Annotated in this window: 11 protein-coding genes; 4 read left to right on the forward strand and 7 right to left on the reverse strand. The window is 42.9% G+C overall.

Features of this window, described 5'->3' with window-relative positions; genetic code table 11:
* Window positions 1-77 precede the first annotated feature (77 nt).
* The 7 genes from L4D05_RS04210 to L4D05_RS04240 form a co-directional block, all read right to left on the reverse strand.
* Window positions 78-4919, reverse strand: coding sequence for an NAD-glutamate dehydrogenase (locus tag L4D05_RS04210; protein ID WP_428793136.1), 4842 nt, complete (start codon window positions 4917-4919; stop codon window positions 78-80).
* 155 nt (window positions 4920-5074) lie between these two features.
* Window positions 5075-5293: a DUF2835 domain-containing protein gene (locus tag L4D05_RS04215; RefSeq protein WP_428793137.1), complete on the reverse strand. Its 219-nt coding sequence runs from the start codon at window positions 5291-5293 to the stop codon at window positions 5075-5077.
* Window positions 5294-5524: 231 nt separating this feature from the next.
* Window positions 5525-8134 carry an aminopeptidase N gene (pepN, locus tag L4D05_RS04220; protein ID WP_428793138.1) on the reverse strand — a complete coding sequence of 870 codons (2610 nt, stop codon included), beginning with the start codon at window positions 8132-8134 and terminating at the stop codon, window positions 5525-5527.
* Between the two features lie 143 nt (window positions 8135-8277).
* Window positions 8278-8940, reverse strand: a complete 663-nt coding sequence (locus L4D05_RS04225; RefSeq protein ID WP_428793139.1) for a hypothetical protein — start codon at window positions 8938-8940, stop codon at window positions 8278-8280.
* A gap of 182 nt (window positions 8941-9122) precedes the next feature.
* Complete coding sequence (gene prc / locus L4D05_RS04230; RefSeq protein ID WP_428750722.1) at window positions 9123-11120, reverse strand: carboxy terminal-processing peptidase; 1998 nt, start codon at window positions 11118-11120, stop codon at window positions 9123-9125.
* Between the two features lie 17 nt (window positions 11121-11137).
* Window positions 11138-11770, reverse strand: a complete 633-nt coding sequence (proQ, locus tag L4D05_RS04235) for an RNA chaperone ProQ (protein WP_428750723.1) — start codon at window positions 11768-11770, stop codon at window positions 11138-11140.
* Between the two features lie 98 nt (window positions 11771-11868).
* The gene (locus L4D05_RS04240; protein ID WP_428750724.1) at window positions 11869-12342 is read right to left on the reverse strand and encodes a GAF domain-containing protein; all 474 of its coding nucleotides are present in this window, start codon (window positions 12340-12342) and stop codon (window positions 11869-11871) included.
* 83 nt (window positions 12343-12425) lie between these two features.
* Here L4D05_RS04240 and L4D05_RS04245 point away from each other — a divergent pair, with 83 nt between their 5' ends.
* The 4 genes from L4D05_RS04245 to rsmF all read left to right on the forward strand — a co-directional run bounded on the left by L4D05_RS04245 (window position 12426) and on the right by rsmF (window position 19732).
* On the forward strand, window positions 12426-14222 hold the full coding sequence (locus L4D05_RS04245; protein WP_428793140.1) for an ABC transporter ATP-binding protein: 1797 nt from the start codon (window positions 12426-12428) through the stop codon (window positions 14220-14222).
* 44 nt (window positions 14223-14266) lie between these two features.
* Window positions 14267-15553 (forward strand): PqiA/YebS family transporter subunit, encoded by a 1287-nt coding sequence (locus L4D05_RS04250; RefSeq protein WP_428793141.1) that lies wholly within the window; start codon window positions 14267-14269, stop codon window positions 15551-15553.
* Window positions 15546-18182 (forward strand): PqiB family protein, encoded by a 2637-nt coding sequence (locus L4D05_RS04255; RefSeq protein ID WP_428793142.1) that lies wholly within the window; start codon window positions 15546-15548, stop codon window positions 18180-18182. The genes L4D05_RS04250 and L4D05_RS04255 overlap by 8 nt, the downstream gene beginning before the upstream one ends.
* Window positions 18183-18313: 131 nt before the next feature.
* Entirely contained in the window at window positions 18314-19732 is a 1419-nt protein-coding gene (rsmF, locus tag L4D05_RS04260; RefSeq protein ID WP_428793143.1) for a 16S rRNA (cytosine(1407)-C(5))-methyltransferase RsmF, read from the forward strand.
* Window positions 19733-19912 lie beyond the last annotated feature (180 nt).

Raw genomic sequence — 19912 nt, forward strand, 5'->3', positions numbered from 1 at the left:
GTCACCGAATAGACATCGACATAAAAAAAGCGCCCTATTTGGGCGCTTAGCTAATGGTGTAGCACGTTTCTTTGTATTTAGATGCTCGTCGCACAATTGAGGTTAAGTAAACTCAACTCTCGCAATGCAACAGAGAACTTGGCAAATTCATGAACACTACCTACTTTAAACTCGTTAAGAATATTGTCCCAACGTTGTAAGCTAACCGCGTTTGTCTCCATCCAGTTATCAAGTGACAGGATCACGTCTTGACCCTCCCCGCCACAACCGCATCTCAAAACTTGCGCCGTCAATTGGCGCTGTTGCCAATCTAAATCTTCTCTAAATGCGGCCCTTGCAAGTGCTTGCCAGTTATTGTCTACCGCCTGACCATTAATTTGGTTAAGGAACCAATGCAACGATAGACGGTCTCCAAGGTGGAAGTACAATTTAGAAGCCTGTTCGACATCATAGTTTGCTTCTGCCGCTATCTCAGAGATATCCACCGCAGATAATAGACTCGATAACCTTGAGACATAGCTCGCGAGATCTTTATCAACTCCGCTTTCTATCCAGCCTTGAGCCTGAACATTATGCTCTGCAACTTCTTCATCTACGAGACATGATTCAAGTTTCTGCTCAATCTTAATGACGTTATCTCGATAACGTGCCACTAATTGCTCAACCGACTGTTTTCCAGGGCGGTTACGTAAAATCCATCTCGCTAAGCGACGTAACGTACGTCTCACGATAAAGAGCAATTCGTATTGAGCCTCGGAAGTCGCGATATTATCCAGTTTACGTATTTGCTCAAACGTAAACGCAAAACCATAAATTTCTCTTGATGCAGCGTAAGCATTGGCAATATCAACAACCGTCGCTCCCGTTTCTTCTTGCAAGCGAGTCACAAAGTTGCAGCCCATTTCATTAACCATTTGGTTTGCTAGGCCTGTGGCAATAATCTCAGCTTTAAGCGGATGACTTGGCATACTATCAATATAGTTACGGCGTAACAGTGATGGGAAGTATTGCGTAAGCTGTTGATTATGATAAGGATCATTGGCTATTTCATCCACTACCAGCTGTTCTTTCAATACCATCTTGCCATAAGCAACTAATACCGACAGTTCAGGACGAGTCATACCGATGCCCTGCTTTTCTCGCTCGAGTAAATCGTCATCAGCAGGAATGTATTCAAGCCCTCGATCAAGGTAACCGGCTTTCTCCAATGTATGAATGAAGCGGATCTGCTCTTTCATTAACGGAACACCTTGGTATTCGGTCACGGAGATTGATTCAGCTTGGCAATAAGCATCATCGAGAACAATCTCACCCACTTCATCTTCCATCGCTTCGAGTGTTTGATTACGTTGCTTGATCGTTAGATCGCCGCTAGATACTAAGCTATTCAGGAAGATTTTAATGTTCACTTCATTATCTGAACAATCTACACCACCAACGTTGTCGACAAAGTCGGTATTAACACGACCACCAGCGAGTGCGTACTCCACACGGCCTAGCTGTGTCATACCAAGGTTTCCGCCTTCTCCGACCACTTTTGCTCGTAAATCACTGCCATTAATGCGTAGTACATCGTTCGCACGGTCACCGACATCGGTATGCGTTTCTGCTGATGATTTGACGTAAGTGCCAATACCACCGTTCCACAAAAGATCCACTTGCATAGACAGAAGCATCTTAATGAGATCGTTTGGTGTCACTGAACTCTTCTTAGTGCCGATCATCTTTTGGATTTCTGGAGTCAGCGTGATCGATTTTGCTTTCCTAGGGAATATCCCACCACCTACTGAGATCAACTTAGGATCATAATCTTCCCAGCTTGAACGCGGCAGATCAAACAAGCGCTTACGCTCGATCCAACTTGATGCTGAATCTGGATTCGGATCAATGAAAATATGCATATGGTTAAACGCGGCTTGCATACGAATATGTTTCGATAACAGCATACCGTTACCAAATACATCCCCAGCCATGTCACCTACACCTATAGCAGTAAAGTCTTCATTTTGGCAGTCGATGCCCATTTCACGGAAGTGACGCTTAACCGATTCCCAGCCACCTTTCGCCGTAATGCCCATTGCTTTATGGTCATAGCCGTTTGACCCGCCCGATGCAAACGCATCACCTAACCAGAAATTGTATTCTGCCGAGACTGAGTTGGCTAAATCAGAGAATGTCGCTGTCCCCTTATCCGCAGCAACTACCAAGTATGGGTCATCTTCATCATGACGTACCACACTCTTAGGCGGAGCCACCTCGCCTTCAATGATATTATCGGAAACATCTAGCAACGCGCGAATGAACTGCTTGTAACAGCGTTGGCCTTCAGCAAAGATTTCATCACGAGATGTGAGTTGAGGTTGACGCTTACAAACAAAGCCTCCTTTTGCACCAACAGGAACGATAACGGTGTTTTTCACCTGTTGCGCTTTCACTAGCCCTAGAATTTCTGTTCTGAAGTCTTCCTGACGATCGGACCAACGTAATCCACCACGCGCCACTTTACCACCACGTAAATGCACCCCTTCAATATCCGAGGCATAAACAAATATTTCAAAGGCTGGCACAGGTGCTGGAATATCTGGAATCTTAGAAGGTTGCAATTTAAGTGATAACCAAGGCTTGTGAAGTCCTTTGTCATCTTTCTGATAATAGTTGGTTCGCAGCGTTGCAGAAATCATCTCGACATAACGACGAATAATCCTATCGTCATCTAAACTTTCCACTTTATCTAACTGAACATCAATTTTGTCGATAACGCGTAACTGACCCTTCTTACTGCCTTTCAACGACGGCATAAATCGTTGAGAGAAAAGTTCAACTAAGTCTTTTGCAATTTCCGGATAGTGATTAAGCGTGTCTTCAATATAGTGTTGACTAAACGGAAAGCCAACCTGTCTCATATACCGCGCATAGGCACGTAGAATAGAAACTTCTCGACCTGTTAATCCTGAACCCAAGACTAAACGGTTAAAGCCGTCACTTTCTAGGTCACCAGCCCAAATAGAAGCAAACGCTTGTTGGAAACGATCGCGAGCTTCTCGAAGATCGACCACTGTTTCACTCTTGTGAAGCATGGCAAAATCAAGAATCCAATAGCTGCCGCCATCGCTCTTAATGACTTCATAAGGCGACTCACCAATAACACGAAGTCCAAGGTTCTCTAGCATCGGCATTACATCGGAGAGATGAATGGGCTCATCACGATGATAAAGCTTCAATTTAACTTCTTTTGAATCTGCCGCCGCTTCTTGTGGGCGATAGAACAACATCCCTAACTTGTTACTCTCACTTAACGCTTCTAGACGCTCTATATCTGCAACAGCAGACGTTGGCATCATGTCTTCCTTATACGAACGAGGGAATGCACGTGAATAGACTTTTGATAGCGGTAGGCCTTTGCTTTCACCAAAGTTAGCGACAATCGCTTCCGATAAACGATCATCCCAAGAGGCAGATACTTCCATTAAGTTTTGTTCGATCGCTTTTACATCGACATCCATGTTGTTGTTATCAACCCTTACTATATAGTGCGTTCGAGCTAACGGACTTTCAGAAAAATAGGTGGTGAATTCGACTTCTTGCTCGCAGCCAAAGTAGCTTTTTAAGATCCGCTGTGTATCTTTTCGAAGTTGAGTGTTGTAACGATCTTTACTCACATACACCATACAACTAAAGAAGCGACCAAATGGATCTCGGCGCACAAACAATCGGATCAAATCGCGATCTTGCATTTGAACGACACCCATCCCGATTTCAAGCAATTCTTCTTCTTTTGCTTGAAGCAGTTCATCTCGGGGGTAATTTTCAAGAATGTTTCTTAGTGCTTTATATGAGTATGAACCACTACGGTAACCACTTGAGGCTAAAATACGCTCCATTTTCTCGCGGATAAGTGGAATCGTTGACACGCTTTGGTTATACACTGCTGAGGTATATAGTCCAGTGAAGCGATGCTCACCAATAACTTTTCCATCTTTATCGAACTTTTTTATACCAATGTAATCGGTATACGCTGGACGATGTATCCGGCTTGCTTTATTACCCTTAGTAAGAATCAATAAGAAAGGCTTTTTCGCTTCTAACCTGGCTGAATCTGAAAAGTCCGAAATTTTAACCGCGCGAACACGTTGCTCACTAGAAAACAGCCCTAAACCTTTTTCTTCTGTCGGCTTAAGAATTGACTCACCATCTAGTTGAACCAAATCAAACTCTTTGTAGCCCATAAAGGTGAAGTTATGATCGCCTAACCACTGCAAGAACGCCATGGTCTCGTCAAAACGATCATCTTCTGTTGGCAACATCGCCTTATTCTTAAGTAGATCTTTAGTGATCGCCTTAAGCTTCTGCGACATCGGCTCCCAACCGTTAACCACCAAACTTGTATCTTCAAATATAGTGACTAACTCTTCTTTCAATGCCGTCATTTCTTGCTTATCGCTTAAGCGATCTACTTCAATATGGAAAATAGACTGTAGATGCCCTTTCTTCTCATTGACCGAAGTGATTTGTCCTTTCTCATCACGTTCAAACTGAGTGGGACCATGCAGAGTAATATGACAAGTTAAATCAAGTCGGTTGAGCGCCATTTTGACGGAATCGACAAGAAATGGAGAATCAGGAACCGCAATCTCGACAATGGTATGTGTTGACTGCCAGCCATGTTTACTCACCGCTGGATTAAAGACTCTGACCGAGATTTCATCGTGTTTCTTTTCGTTAAGGTGATGCCAAAGGCTGATGACAGCACCATACAAATCGGATTCATTTCTTTGTAGCAAGTCATCTGGGGACACATTGCTCAAGATATGTTTGGCGAGTTTGGTTACTAACGGTTGCGCCGAGCTCTCAAGCTTCGACTCAATCAATTTGTAAACTTTCTCCAGAAGAACCGGGACAACGGGTTCGCGCGTGGTCATAGTAACGCTCCACTTTCTATTTTTATTGGGGGATAGGCTTGCTTTTATTGTAAAAGCTTTATTGATAAAGAGTTAATAAAATTTGGAATAAGTTGGAGAGAAAAGTTTGATAGTGTGACTGATGTACTTATTTATCTTGCTAGCAAAGCGACAAATTACAGTGAATCTAACCGTAGAAATTTATTGTTGTGGTCAGTTGTCAATCTAAAGCGACCTTTTATACCTATTTGTGTTAAATATGGGCGGAAACGAGCCGCGGGTAATTGGAGCTTTAGCCCGTTATCCGTTACCACTAAAATGTTAGCGGCATGGCCAGCGTAATGCTCGATAAATGCTTGATAACGGATATTCATAGAAAAGTGATAATAGTTCATGATAAAAATAGCCTCCTCACACAAGAACTGTATGTACATACAGTTATTTTACCTGCTGATTTTTAGTCTCTAATGTGCTTTGCTGCCTTTCATTAGCAATTCAGTACAAAACTACGCCATCATTAAGCGAAAAATAGCCATGCAACTGATAAAAATCGCCAGCACTGTATGGATATACAGTGCTGGCGATTAGCTAGTATTAACGTGACTTAACGTACCTAATTAAATGCCTCAAGCCTCAAGGGCCTTAGTCACTTTTTCATACAAGTCGTTCGCTAGGTTATCCATCGCTTTCAGCTTTTCTAATTCAGCAATAATTAGTGCCTGGCGATCAGTATCGTACTTCTTGAATTTCAATAAAGGATCGATCAATCTAGACGCCACTTGCGGGTTAGATTCGTTAAGGCTCCGTAGAATTTCACCTGCAAACTGATAACCACTACCCGATACATCATGGAAGCGACGTGGGTTCATGTTAAGAAATGAACCAACTAGGCTTCTAACACGATTTGGATTACTCAGGCTAAACGCTGTGTGTGACATGCACGCTTTAACATTTTCAAGCGCATTTGAACTTGGATTCGATCCCTGTAACGCAAACCATTTGTCCATAACCAAGCCATCGTGGCTCCAATCCTCACTATAGCGATCCATGAGGTTTTGTCTAATCGGCAGAGAACTACTGTTGGCAGCCACCATCGCGGCAATCGTATCCGTCATATTGTTTGCAACATCAAACTGATTAGACACTAGAGGTGCATATTCTTCCATTGTCGCCAAGTACTGTAAGCAGAGGTTCCGCAGTGCTCGTTTCGCTATCGCAGTATGATTAACGCTATAATCTTGCTGACCCAGAGAATGATACGTAGCTGACAGTTCATCCTTTAGTTCAGAGGCAATAATGTGTTTTACGCCTTTAAGCACATCACAAACCGAATCGACTGAGACAATATCATACCAACCTGCAACCTCATTAAAGCTAGGCAGTGAAAGTACTTCAGCAATAAACGCAGGATCAAGCTGATCGTTTAAGATCACCCCTCTAAACGCATCAATAACAAGCTCTGGCAAGGTAATCGCTTGCTGGTTTAATACTGCTTCAACGTTTGATTTAACATACTTTGCCAGCAACATCTGTCCAGCATCCCATTTAGCAAATTCATTTCGAGCATGAATCATTAAAAATGCGAGCTGTTCATCTGAATAATCAAATTCCAGTTTTACTGGCGCTGAAAACTCTCTCAGCATTGATGGCGTTGGTTCGGTATCAATATTTTCAAAGACGAATGTTTGCTCTTGTTGAGTAAAACTTAAAACGTTTCCTACCGCACTACCATTACACTGTAACTCTAAAATATTTCCTTCACTATCATACAGTTCTACATCAAATGGAATGTGTAGCGCTTGTTTTTCCTGTTGATCTTGTGTTGGTTTCGTACATTGAGTAAGCGTTAACGCATATGTTTGCGCGTTTACATCATAATCCGCTTTCACGCTAACGGTTGGCGTACCAGATTGACTATACCAAAGGCGGAATTGATTAAGATCGATTCCAGACGCATCCTCCATGGCACAGACAAAGTCTTCACACGTTGCCGCAGTTCCATCATGGCGCTCAAAGTAAAGCTTCATTCCCGCTTGGAATTTCTCTTCACCTAGCAAAGTATGCATCATTCGAATTACTTCACTACCCTTCTCATATACCGTTAAGGTATAAAAGTTATTCATCTCAATAACTTTTTCTGGGCGAATAGGATGAGACATTGGGCTTGCATCTTCTGCAAACTGAGGACCACGAATGATTCGAACATTGTTAATGCGGTTGACAGCACGGGAGCCGAGATCTGAAGAAAACTCTTGGTCACGAAATACCGTTAGCCCTTCTTTTAAACTTAGTTGGAACCAGTCTCGACAGGTGACTCGGTTACCGGTCCAGTTATGAAAATACTCATGACCGATAACAGCCTCAATCCCTAAATAGTCAGTGTCTGTCGCCGTCTTTTCATTGGCTAGAACGAACTTGGAGTTGAAAACATTTAAGCCTTTATTCTCCATCGCCCCCATATTGAAAAAGTCGACGGCAACAATCATATAAATATCGAGATCGTATTCTAATCCAAAACGTTCTTCATCCCACTTCATCGAATTAATCAATGACACCATGGCATGATTTGCTCGATCTAGATTGCCCTTATCAACGAAAATCTCTAGTGCAACTTTACGACCAGAGCGCGTTGTATACTGGTCGCGCAACACATCAAAATCGCCAGCGACTAAAGCAAATAGGTAACATGGTTTAGGATGGGGATCTTGCCAAACCACATAATGTCTTTGCGTATCCACCTCACCTTCTTCTACTTTATTACCATTACTAAGTAGGTGTGGGAACGCCACTTTATCGGCAATGACTTTTGTCGTGTAGGTAGCCAGTACATCTGGTCTGTCTAGAAAATAAGTAATGCGTCTAAAACCTTCGGCTTCACATTGTGTGCAGTATGCGCCATCAGATAAGTACAAGCCTTCCAGTGCGCTATTGGCAATTGGCGAAATCTTGTTTTCAATTTTGAGCTCAAACTCAGCAGGTAAGTTTGATAGTTCAAGACCTGATTTTAACTGCTTGTAATCAGGCCACGCTTGACCGTTGATATACACGGCAACCAGTTCAATACCTTCACCATCTAGAAGTAAAGTCGTTGAGTCTGTATTTTGCTTAACAGTAGAGATCGCTGTCACATGAGTTTCACGTTCGTGAAGATCGAAAGTTAGGTTTACATCTGAGATAAAATGAGAAGGCGATTGATAATCGCTACGGTATTTGGCTTTAGGTGCTGACTCCGTCATCCTTTAGTCCTTATTTGTTATAATTAGCATTGTCGCTGTAAATACCGAACGATTATAACCCCATGTATCAACTGATTGCAGATCCTTAACGCAAAAAACGCCAATTAATATTGACGTTTTTTTGGTGACCGTGTGGCTTAGCATTAACGAATCCGGTTAAGTACCGCAAACATATCCCCATCTTCAACTTCTAACGTAAGTTCATCTTGGTTCAAAGTGTAAGTAGCATCATGCTCACCGTCGGGATAAAGCAAAACAATATGATTATCTTCAGTGTAATAAACACCACTGTGTATTGCTTCATTTCCTTCGTTTGAACTCACTCGGAAGGTAAACACAAAGTCAGGCTGCAACACCAAATCCATTCTAGCAATGTCGTTAGCATGTTTGTCATCCCCCGTCACGGTTGTTGATGACCAAATTCCCGCAAGCGCATTCGGTAACGCTTTTGTAAATACGACACCATTTAAGTTCAGCATATGATGATTGCCACTATAGTTATAGATTTGCGGTTCATCGCTGTTCAGTCCCAAAATAATGGTATCTTCATTGGCCGTAAACAAACCTTCCCAATGTTCAATACTGTAGTCTTGTTTTTGAATATCGATATTGAACGAGTAGTTCGAGTCGAGGGAAAGCTTAATCGCCAGAAATGCATCGGGCGATTCTTCTGGAGTCGGGTTTATCAAATACCAGTCACCCAGTAAAAAAGGCTGATCAAACTGGGTCAAATCATTATTGTCTTTACGTGTATCTGATAATACGCCAAACGATACCACACATAAAATCACAGTAATCCATCTCATATGCTTCCCCTTTGCTGTTTACTTAAGCTTAGGCGCTCACTACGAGAATGCTAAATTTTTTGATCTAAATCACAAATTTTACTGGTGAGTATCAGCTTTGAGAACACAAATTTTGGACAAAAAAAAAGCGAGCTCAAGGCTCGCTTTATTATTCAGGCTCGCTTTATTATTCAGATTCGTTTCTATTGCTTAATCATGTCGACCATAATGGCAACTGATTCGTCCAGATACGCATCAGGCACTTCGTAATCTTTTGGTACGTCATCTAGCGTAGCAAAAAGATCATCTCCCGCCGCTTTTTGGCGAGCATTGATACGATCAAGTCGTCGCACATCATGATTATCACTTTCAGCTTGCCTTGTTGCTTCATTTAACGACAATGTCTTGTCATCTTTTTCGGCGTTGTACTTAGCAATATCTTCAGCGATAAATCCAAACTCCATATCAGAGCCAATTCGTGCTTCATGCTTCTTCGTTAATGCTGCAATCATCTCGTCGTTACGCTGTAACACTTGATATTTTGCAGGGTCAATGCTGTCCCAAGGCAGTGCGTTATCTTCTACACTCTCCCCTGTTTCCGCAGGATCGATTGGTGTTGGGAACGCAATATCAGGTACTACCCCTTTATTTTGCGTACTACCGCCATTAATTCGATAAAACTTCTGAATCGTGTATTGCACGTAACCCAATTCTTTATCAAACAAGTCATAGATGTGATTTAGTGAACGGTGCTGTTGTACCGTGCCCTTACCAAATGAATTCTCACCTAAAACTATGGCACGACCATAATCTTGCAACGCAGCAGCAAAGATCTCAGATGCCGAGGCGCTATATCGATTTACCAGTATGGTTAACGGACCTTCGTAACTCACTTTTCCGTCGGTATCGTTATTAACGTTAACACGACCATAGCTGTCACGAACTTGTACCGCCGGACCACTGTCAATAAACAATCCGGTCATTGCGGTTGCTTCTGTTAACGCACCACCACCGTTGTTACGTAAATCGACAATAATACCGTCAACGCCTTTTTCTTTAAGTTCGGTAATAAGTTTGTCGGTATCTTTAGAAAGTCCTACGTAATAGCTAGGAACTTCGAGAACACCAATTTTCTTACCATCCTTCTCAAAGATTTCAGACTTGACTGCACGATCTTCTAATCGAATTTTATCTCTAGTAATTTCAACTACTTGTGCTTTAGCATCTTTACTATCAGACAAAATTTGCAACTTAACTTTGGTTCCTTTTGGTCCCTTAATCAGTTGCACGACATCATCGAGTCGCCATCCAATCACATCAACAATTTCTTTGCCGTCTTGGCCAACGCCGATAATCTTATCGCCTTCACCTAGCTGCTTACTTTTTGACGCAGGGCCTCCAGCAACGAGAGAACGAATAATCGTATAATCGTCCGTCATTTGAAGTACCGCACCAATCCCTTCAAGAGATAAATTCATCTCTGATTGGAATTGCTCAGCAGAACGTGGCGACAAATAACTCGTATGCGGATCAACTTCACGCGCGAACGCATTCATGTAAATCTGAAAAGCATCTTCATTATGAGATTGAGTGATTCGTTTGATCGCATTATTGTAACGCTTACCTAACGTCTCTTTTATCTCATCCCAATCCTTACCTGCAAGTTTAAGGTTAAGCGCATCGTATTTAACGCGTTTACGCCACAACTCATTAAGTTCAGCTTCGTCTTTAGCCCAATTGGCTTCCGAACGATCAAGCTCTATACCTTCATCGACATCAAACTTCATCTCCGTATCAAGCAGAGATAATGCATAGACAAAACGATCGTATCGTTTCTGCATCGATAAGTTATAGACATCAAACGCAACCTGATTGTTACCCGCTTTCAATTGATCATCGAGCAGTGTCGACCAAGCATTAAAGCCATCAATATCCGATTGAGTAAAAATGTTACGGTTGTAGTCGAGCATTTCCAAATAACGATTGAACATCGCCTTGGAAAACTCATCATCTAGGGTGAAATGCTTATAGTGAGATCGTGTAAAGCGAGATGTCACTCGCTTACTCGCGGTTTCATGTTGTGCTTCTGGAGCTAAAGTCGGGATATCAGTTTTCTGATACTTAGCTTCTAAAGCGTGAGCTGAAGACGCTGCTAGCCAAAGGCTAGCAGCAATCAAAGATACTTTTGAACGGCACTTCATGCGTAGGAGTTTCTCCTTTAAGCGCGCAAATGCTCCGCTTTAACAACCATTTGTAGGCCATTGACTAGCTGAACACGCACATCTTCCTTATTGATTTCAACAATGGTCGCAGCCATGTTTCCTTTACCCATGTTTACGTTAACGTCTTTGCCTACGATCATTTCATCGTTATTCAAAGCACGCGTTTCAACAGGTTTGCTTACTTTTGCGTTTTTGCTTGCACTACTTTGTGGTTTACGAGCTTGTGGCTTTTTAGCTTTAGGCTGTTTAGCTTTCGCTTCTTCACGCGCTTTTTGAGCTTGCTCTTTGCGGCGATTCGCTACTTTTGCTTTGCTTTCAGCTAGTGTCGCTTGAGCATGTTCTACATGTTCAGCTTCAAGCTCTCCACAAGCATTACCATCTAAATCTACTCGTACTGCACCCGGTTTAACACCGTGCAGGTAACGCCAAGAAGAAGTGTACTGTCTTAACGCTGCACGTAGCTGAGTTTTACTTACTTTCTCATCATCTTTCAAGCGTTCAGCAAGATCTTGAAATATACCAATTTTAAGCGGTTTCGCTTCACCTTCTACAGTAAAGCATTTAGGGAAACATTCAGCAACATACGCGATAATTTCTTTGCTGTTCTTCAACTTCTCAGTGTTTTCCATGTGGGTTCCTGGTTAATGCGGTTTTCCGCGAAGCATTAAGAAAAATATTCTTGGTATTATAGTGACCTGCTATAGAAAAACCACCAGCAAATGTGATTTTAGACCACGTTTGCATGGGAATTGAGCACCTTTTCTACAGATCTCATGAAGTTTGTCAGTCCAATTTCGTCAATTTCGGAAAATCGATTAATACTTGGGCTATCTATATCCAATACACCAACCACTTCACCATTCACAGAAAATGGAATCACAATCTCAGAATTACTCGCAGCATCACAAGCGATGTGCCCTTCAAATTGATAAACATCGGCAATTCTCTGAACCGTATTGGTTTCAACTGCTGTACCACACACTCCTCTACCTACCGGAATGCGTACACAGGCAGGTTTACCCTGAAAAGGACCTAATACTAATTCACCGTCCTTCATGAGATAAAAGCCGACCCAGTTAAGATCGTCTAACTCCATGTTAAGAAGTGCACTAATATTAGAAAGGTTAGCGATAAAATCCGTTTCTGATTCCGTCAGTGCAATAGCTTGTTTCGCTAGGCGATCGTAATTGTCTAAATTCATTATATTTCCATTAATATAGTGCTTTGATTTTGTTCTAATCCACGTACAATGCCTCAATCTAAATAGGACTTATTATCATAGATATGATCAGTACGAACGACACTATTAGCCGCTCTTGGTTGATAACACAAGTAAAAACTCACAAGTCTCGACTTATTGGCGCAAATTTAATCGCCATTATTGCCACATTAATTAGCGTCCCTATTCCACTACTCATGCCGCTTATGGTTGATGAGGTGTTGTTGGATCAACCCGGTTTAGGGCTAAGTTACATGAATACGCTTCTCCCTCAGTCCCTAGAAACGCCAATTGGTTATATTAGTCTTACTCTCATCCTTGTTGTTCTGATGCGTGCTTTTAGTCAAGCATTCAATATTTTACAAAGTCGTCAGTTCACTCTAGTGTCCAAAACCATCACCTATCAAATTCGTTGCAAAATGATTGATAAATTGGGCCGCATTAGCATACGTCAGTACGAAACAAGGGGCAGTGGTGGCATCAATGCGCATTTAATTACTGACATAGAAACTATTGACCAGTTTATCGGTTCGACGCTTAGTAAATTCATCGTTAGCTTTCTCACCGTCTTTGGCACCGCGATTGTCCTGCTGTGGCTAGACTGGCGATTAGGCCTTTTCATTTTATTGGTCAACCCCGTCGTTATCTATTTTTCTCGTAAATTAGGTGGCATGGTTAAACACCTTAAGAAGAAAGAAAACCAAGCCTTTGAAGGATTCCAAAATCGCTTGGTTGAAACCCTTGATGGTATCTATCAACTAAGAGCCGCAAATCGCGAACGTGAATTTTTACAACAACTCAAAGGACAAGCTGACCAAATCCGTATCAATGCAGACAAATACGCTTGGCAATCTGAAGCGGCTAGCCGTGTCTCCTTTCTTCTCTTCCTCATCGGATTTGAATTGTTTCGTGCGGTTGCTATGGTAATGGTGTTATTTAGTGACTTAACCATTGGCCAAATCTTCGCGGTATTTGGGTATCTATGGTTTATGCTAGGTCCAGTTCAAGAACTATTGGGCATTCAGTTTTCTTGGTATAGCGCGAAGGCTGCCTTAGCACGGATTAACTCACTGTTGGCTCTCGAAGAAGAGGCTAGAACCGTGAGCAAGATAAACCCGTTCCACAACGGTAAACAGGTTGATGTGTCAATTCAAAACGTGAGCTTTTGTTATGACGACGATAAAGATGTACTTCGCAATTTAACGCTAGAGATACCCGCAGGAAAGAAAGTGGCACTCGTTGGGGCTAGTGGTGGTGGCAAGTCTACACTCATACAGTTACTGATTGGCGTTTATACACAAAGACAAGGCATCATAAATTATAATGGTTCTGATAGCCGCGACATCGGTTTTGACATAATTCGAGATAAAATTGCTGTTGTTTTACAGCAACCTATACTATTCAATGACAGCATAAGGCATAATCTGACGCTCGGACGTCACTATGATGACCGTGAAATATGGAATGCCCTGGACGTCGCGCAACTACAAGATGTCACCAGAAAATTGACCGACGGTCTCGATACCGAAATCGGTCGAAATGGGATTCGTCTTTCCGGAGGACAGCGGCAACGGCTCGCCATTGCTAGAATGATATTAAGCAATCCGCAGTTTGTCATACTTGATGAAGCAACATCAGCACTAGACACCTCAACCGAGGCTGCTTTGCATATTGCTTTAAGTGCTTTTTTGCAAAACCGGACAACCCTAATCGTTGCGCATAGGTTGTCTGCGGTCAAACAGGCGGATTTAATTTATGTGTTGGAAGATGGACAAGTTACCCAAACCGGTACCCACATCGAATTGGTTGAACAACAGGGACTCTATCAAACCCTGTATGGTTCGGTGCAATCCGCAAGTTAATCGTGGCGAAATGAACGCATCGTACACGTATTTTGGAGTTTACGATGCGCGTTGTTTCTAATTCACAAGATCCACAAACAAGTAACCAACCCCAGCAACATAATGTGCGTCTATGCCAATGCTGCGAGTTACCGGTCGCCGTCATTGGGCTGGATAAAGGGTATAGCGCCGACTGCCCTCGTTGTGGAACTCAGCTCTACCGCAGTGAACATCATTCTATTAATGGCAATTTAGCGATTGCCATTACTTGCTTATTACTTTTTATTCCTTCTCACTATTTTGACTTTATTACCATCAGATTGGTAGGTGTGATGATTCAAGGCACCTTATTTGAGGGGGTATTAGCACTAAATCAAGAAGGTTACCCCGGTCTCGCATTACTCACTCTTTTTTGTCACACCATTGCACCTGTTGCCATGTGTACTGCAGTCCTCACCACACACCTAGCGCTACGATTTCACTGGTTTAAAACGCTTAAGTGGTCCTTAAGCATACTCACCCATAGTAAACACTGGATGATGTTAGATGTTTTTCTTATTAGCATCGCCATTTCATGTTTCAAGTTGCAAGACTATTCCGACATCTACATTGGTCATGCGTTATATAGCTTAGTACTACTGCAAGGACTGAGCGTTTTGCTTGTATGTCGCATCAGTGTTAGGCGCTACTGGGAGGCATGGAAACCAGAAATCTCTTACCCTTCTTCAATAAAAGAGATTCATTGCCACAGTTGCCACCTTTCTCAAAAAGAGGCCGACCGTTGTTTACGATGTGAAGCTAAGCTTCATCATAGAAAACCCTATTCATTGCAAAAAACCTGGGCTTACCTCATCGCAGCATCGGTGGCGATTCTGCCTGCAAACTTAATCCCAATATCGATTCTCATCACCAATGGACAACGATTAGAAGATACCATCTTCTCTGGTGTTGCGTCCCTAATCAATAACGACATGATCGGTATCGCTATCATTATCTTTGTCGCCAGTATTGTCGTGCCGGTGGCGAAGATATTAGGACTGGGGTATCTGCTTTTTTGTATACAATTTGATAAAGTGAACAATCACCGTTTTGAAATGACCGTCTTTCGGATCATAAAATGGATAGGTAAATGGTCAATGACCGATCTCTTTGTCATATCAATTATGTTGACCTTGGTAGACCGAGGGCAAATTCTTAATTTTACACCGGGCTTCGGCGCGGTAGCGTTTGGTATTGTTGTCATATTCACCATGTTTGCAGCCGAGAGCCTCGACCCTCGCCTATTATGGGATAAAAAGACAACATCCTCTTCTGTATTAGACACTAAGACGAGTATTAGCGGTAATGAGTAACGAGACTAAGCAACCTATGTCGTTCAACCCTGAAGTGAAGAAAGATCGTCGGATTTCACCGCTTTGGATTCTGCCAATTTTGACTCTCATATTAGCTGGCTGGCTATTAGCAAAAGCCGTGCATGATGCAGGTCAGCGTGTTCAGATCTATTTTTCTGATGCCCAAGGTCTTATCGCGGGACGCACGACCATTAGGTATCAAGGGTTAGAAGTTGGGATGATCCGTGACATAAACTTATCCAAAGACCTTAGTAATATCTATGTTGATGCCGATATCTACCCTGAAGCGACCAAGTTACTTGGCGAAGACACTAAGTTTTGGCTAGTAAAACCATCTGCATCCTTATCAGGGATTTCTGGTCTAGATGCACTAGTGTCGGGTAACTATGTTTCCATTTATCCGGCAACAGAGACCAGCAATAGCAAAACAAAGTTCCAAGCATTGGATACTGCACCGGCTGAGCTGGCAGCCAATGACGGCCTAACCGTCACACTCAAAGCTCGTGATCTCGGTGGCATATCCGTCGGTTCAAAAATCGTCTATAAGAAGATACCAATCGGTGAAGTGTACAGTTTTAAGCTGGATGAAGACGCAGAAAGCGTACTCATTAAAGCCTCTATTGAACAACAATTTAGCCATATTATTACTGATAAGAGTCGCTTTTGGAACGTCAGTGGCATTGGCGCCAATGTTGGTTTCCAAGGCGTCGACATTCGTTTAGAAAGCTTAAGCGCCATACTGGCAGGCGCGATTGCCGTTGACTCACCAGATAGTGGCGCGCCCGTCGAGAAAGGCACTTCTTTTAAACTTTATCGTGATTTAAAAACGGCTGGTCGTGGTATCCCTATCTCCATAACACTACCAGACAATAGTAATTTGAAAGCTAACGGTTCTCCGATCGTTTACCGAGGATTGGAAATCGGCCAAATAAATAATCTCGCACTCAATGATGAACGTGATTCCATCATCGCTTCTGCATCTATCGAGCCTGCCTTTAGTGATATGTTAAACGAAGGCACGCTATTCCTACTCGAAGAAGCCAAAGTATCTTTGTCGGGTGTCGAGAATCTATCAAACTTAATTACTGGCAACTTTTTAACACTCGTTCCAGGGACGGGTGGCAAAGCCCGCCAATTCGATGCTATTAAGCAAGAAGAGTTTGATCGAGTAAAAGCCAAATCCATTTCTATTCGGCTGCTATCGGAAAACTCTTTCGGTTTAGAGCCAGGAAGCAGCGTATTATATCGCGGAATTCCTGTTGGCTCCCTCACCTCAGTCGAACTCGTCGACGATCAAGTTGCCATGGACATTGCCGTAGATATTGAATACCGCAACCTTATTAGAACCCAAAATCGATTCTATGTAACAGGAAGTGCCACTGCAGAGCTTACCAAAGCAGGACTCAATGTTACCGTCCCACCAGCAAAGCAATTACTTACCGGTTCGATCAGTTTTGTGAGTGAAGGTAAAGCGACAGAGCGTGTTGAATTCCCGCTATTCCAAACTAAATCATTAGCGGAATTAGCCAAGCACAATCAATCAGGCTCAATGAAACTGGCCCTGTTTGCCAACGAATTACCGCCAATTCAAGAAGGCAGCCCTATCCTTTACCGCAACATGCAAGTTGGTAGTGTAACGGACTTCTCATTAGTCGATGGAGGCGTCTACATCAACACCTCGATTGATAATCGCTACAAGCATTTAATTACCCCTCAAACCGTTTTTTGGAATCGTTCGGGAGTAGAAGTGGAGGCATCGTTGTCTGGTGTTAGCGTAAAAGCTGCACCGCTCAAAACGCTAATAGACGGAGGCATCGCCTTTGACTCTATGCCTGGTATAGAAAATAAGACAGGTAAAAATTGGAAACTGTACCAAGACTTTAATGACGCGAGAAAATTTGGCGCTTCCGTTCAACTGGTCACCACAACTACGGACCAACAAGTCACCAAAGGCATGCCTATTAAATATCAAGGCGTGAAAGTGGGTGAAGTCATGTTAACACTCCCCGACTTTACCCATGAACGTGTTGAGATTACCGCTCGAATACTGCCTGAGTACGTAGAGCAAATCGCCAATTCGCAAGCCTATTTTTGGCTAGTTAAACCTGAGTTTGGCTTGAGTGGTGTGAAAAATTTGAATGCACTAGTCTCCCAATATATTGCCGTTGAACCGGGAAAAGGCAAAACACAAAAGCAATTCAAGCTCTTTGATTTCCCTAAAGTTGAGAATGGCATTGAGTTTACACTGCAAAGCGAAAACCGAGGTTCCATCAAAGAAGGAACCCCTATTCTCTATCGTGACCTCGAAGTTGGCCGAGTAACAGACGTTGAACTTGGTCCCTTTGCCGATAGAGTGATTTCAACCTTTCAAATAAAACCAGAGTTTGCCTATTTAGTTCGCGCCAATAGCGTATTTTGGAATGTATCGGGTGTCGATGTTCAGATTGGCCTTTCTGGCGCCAGCATTAAAGCAGGTACAATGGATAGCCTAATTCGTGGCGGGGTGACTTTTTCAACGCCTGAAGGGACTGAACTTCAGCCAAGAGCCAGTGAAGGTCAGAGCTTTTACCTCAATCAATCCGGCGACCCTAAATGGAAGGAATGGCGAACTGCAATCCCTGCTCCTTAGAAAAGATTCACAGCAAAAAGCCCTGCGCTGTTAAATCACACAGATAAGCCCGCAAACGCGGGCTTTCGTTTTCTGTTCAGTGCAGTTCAGGTTATAATTGAGCAAATACTTTCCAACCAGCAGGCTCCATTTTGCACTCTAACGTCTATATCCCTGACGACTTTCTAACGCACATCGCATCTCAACTACCCAAGCATCTAAATATGGATGACTTTGTTGCCGCTTGCCAAAGACCGTTACGAAAGAGTATCCGTGTCAATACCCTCAAACTGACCGTTGACGCTTTCTTAGCAAGAGCAGAAGAAAATAACTGGTCGCTCACCGCTATCCCTTGGTGTAATGAAGGTTTTTGGATTGACGCCGATGAGAGTCAAGTACCGCTAGGAAATACAGCAGAACACATGGCAGGCTTGTTTTATATTCAAGAAGCAAGCTCTATGCTTCCTCCAAGCGCCCTTTTCAACGATAACGCCAGTTTTGATACTGTGCTAGACATGGCGGCGGCGCCTGGTTCAAAAACAACGCAGATTGCCGCACTCATGGATAATAACGGCATTTTAGTCGCGAACGAGTTTGCCTCTAGTCGAGTCAAAGTACTACACGCCAATATTGAACGCTGTGGCGTTAGAAATGTTGCGTTGAGTAATTATGATGCTCGCGTGTTTGGTGGCTGGCTACCAGAACGCTTTGATGCCATTTTATTAGACGCCCCATGTTCCGGTGAAGGCACAATTCGAAAAGACGCCGATGCAATGAAAAACTGGAGTCTTGAGTCCACCAATGACATCGCAGAAACACAGAAAGATCTTATCGAAAGTGCATTTCACGCGTTAAAAGTAGGCGGTACACTGGTCTACTCTACCTGCGCTTTGAGCTGCGAAGAAAACCAACAAGTCATGCAACACCTTCGAGATACGTTTGATCACGCGGTTGAGTTTGAGTCACTTGAGCACTTATTTCCAGATGCTAAGCTCGCGACAACGACGGAAGGCTTCTTACATGTTTACCCTCAATTATTTGATAGTGAAGGTTTTTTTATTGCCAAAGTCAAAAAACTGGTGTCTACAACTCCGCCAGTAGTGAAAAAAAGGCTGGGTAAATTCCCATTCCAGAAGCTATCGTCTAAAGAAAATGAAGCCGCTACGTTGTCACTGAAATCCGCATTCTCCATCGATTTCCCAACACATAGTCAACTTTGGAAACGTGATAACGATATATGGCTATTTCCAACAGCGCTCGAACCATTACTGGGTGAGTTTCGCTTCTCCCGCATGGGAATCAAGGTCGCTGAGCAACACAAAAAAGGCTACCGTTGGCAACACCAAGTTGCGACATCACTAGCAAGCAGTCAAGCTGAAACGGTCGCGGTGAATCAATCTGATGCGAGAGAGTGGTATATGGGCAGAGATATTCGCCCAGAAGGCTTAAGTGGTTCTGGAGAAGTCTTTGTTAGCTATAACCACATCGTCATTGGGTTGGGGAAATGGGTAGGCAACCGGATTAAAAATGGCTTACCTCGAGAGTTAGTGAGAGATAAAAATCTGTTTTAACCCAGAGGCATAGCGGTTTTGTGCTGTTAAAACCGCTGTGCATATCGCTTTTTTACCGTTTTGTACTACACTTTAGGGGTTATCAACATTGGCATGAACAAGCGATATCACATCAACTAAGTGGTTCATTTTACACTCGCTTGCTTAGCATCAGTACACCGAATAAAGCTATAGCATTAA

It is taken from the genome of Vibrio nomapromontoriensis (genome assembly GCF_050337205.1).
In the GTDB taxonomy this organism is placed as follows: Bacteria; Pseudomonadota; Gammaproteobacteria; order Enterobacterales; family Vibrionaceae; genus Vibrio; species Vibrio nomapromontoriensis.

What these genes read in the sequence shown, in the direction of transcription:
- prc (WP_428750722.1), bottom strand. Translation starts at nt 11,120, where the DNA reads ATGAAGTGCCGTTCAAAAGTATCTTTGATTGCTGCTAGCCTTTGGCTA.
- L4D05_RS04245 (WP_428793140.1), top strand. Translation starts at nt 12,426, where the DNA reads ATGATCAGTACGAACGACACTATTAGCCGCTCTTGGTTGATAACACAA.
- L4D05_RS04255 (WP_428793142.1), top strand. Translation starts at nt 15,546, where the DNA reads ATGAGTAACGAGACTAAGCAACCTATGTCGTTCAACCCTGAAGTGAAG.
- L4D05_RS04210 (WP_428793136.1), bottom strand. Translation starts at nt 4,919, where the DNA reads ATGACCACGCGCGAACCCGTTGTCCCGGTTCTTCTGGAGAAAGTTTAC.
- L4D05_RS04225 (WP_428793139.1), bottom strand. Translation starts at nt 8,940, where the DNA reads ATGAGATGGATTACTGTGATTTTATGTGTGGTATCGTTTGGCGTATTA.
- proQ (WP_428750723.1), bottom strand. Translation starts at nt 11,770, where the DNA reads ATGGAAAACACTGAGAAGTTGAAGAACAGCAAAGAAATTATCGCGTAT.
- L4D05_RS04240 (WP_428750724.1), bottom strand. Translation starts at nt 12,342, where the DNA reads ATGAATTTAGACAATTACGATCGCCTAGCGAAACAAGCTATTGCACTG.
- L4D05_RS04215 (WP_428793137.1), bottom strand. Translation starts at nt 5,293, where the DNA reads ATGAACTATTATCACTTTTCTATGAATATCCGTTATCAAGCATTTATC.
- pepN (WP_428793138.1), bottom strand. Translation starts at nt 8,134, where the DNA reads ATGACGGAGTCAGCACCTAAAGCCAAATACCGTAGCGATTATCAATCG.
- L4D05_RS04250 (WP_428793141.1), top strand. Translation starts at nt 14,267, where the DNA reads ATGCGCGTTGTTTCTAATTCACAAGATCCACAAACAAGTAACCAACCC.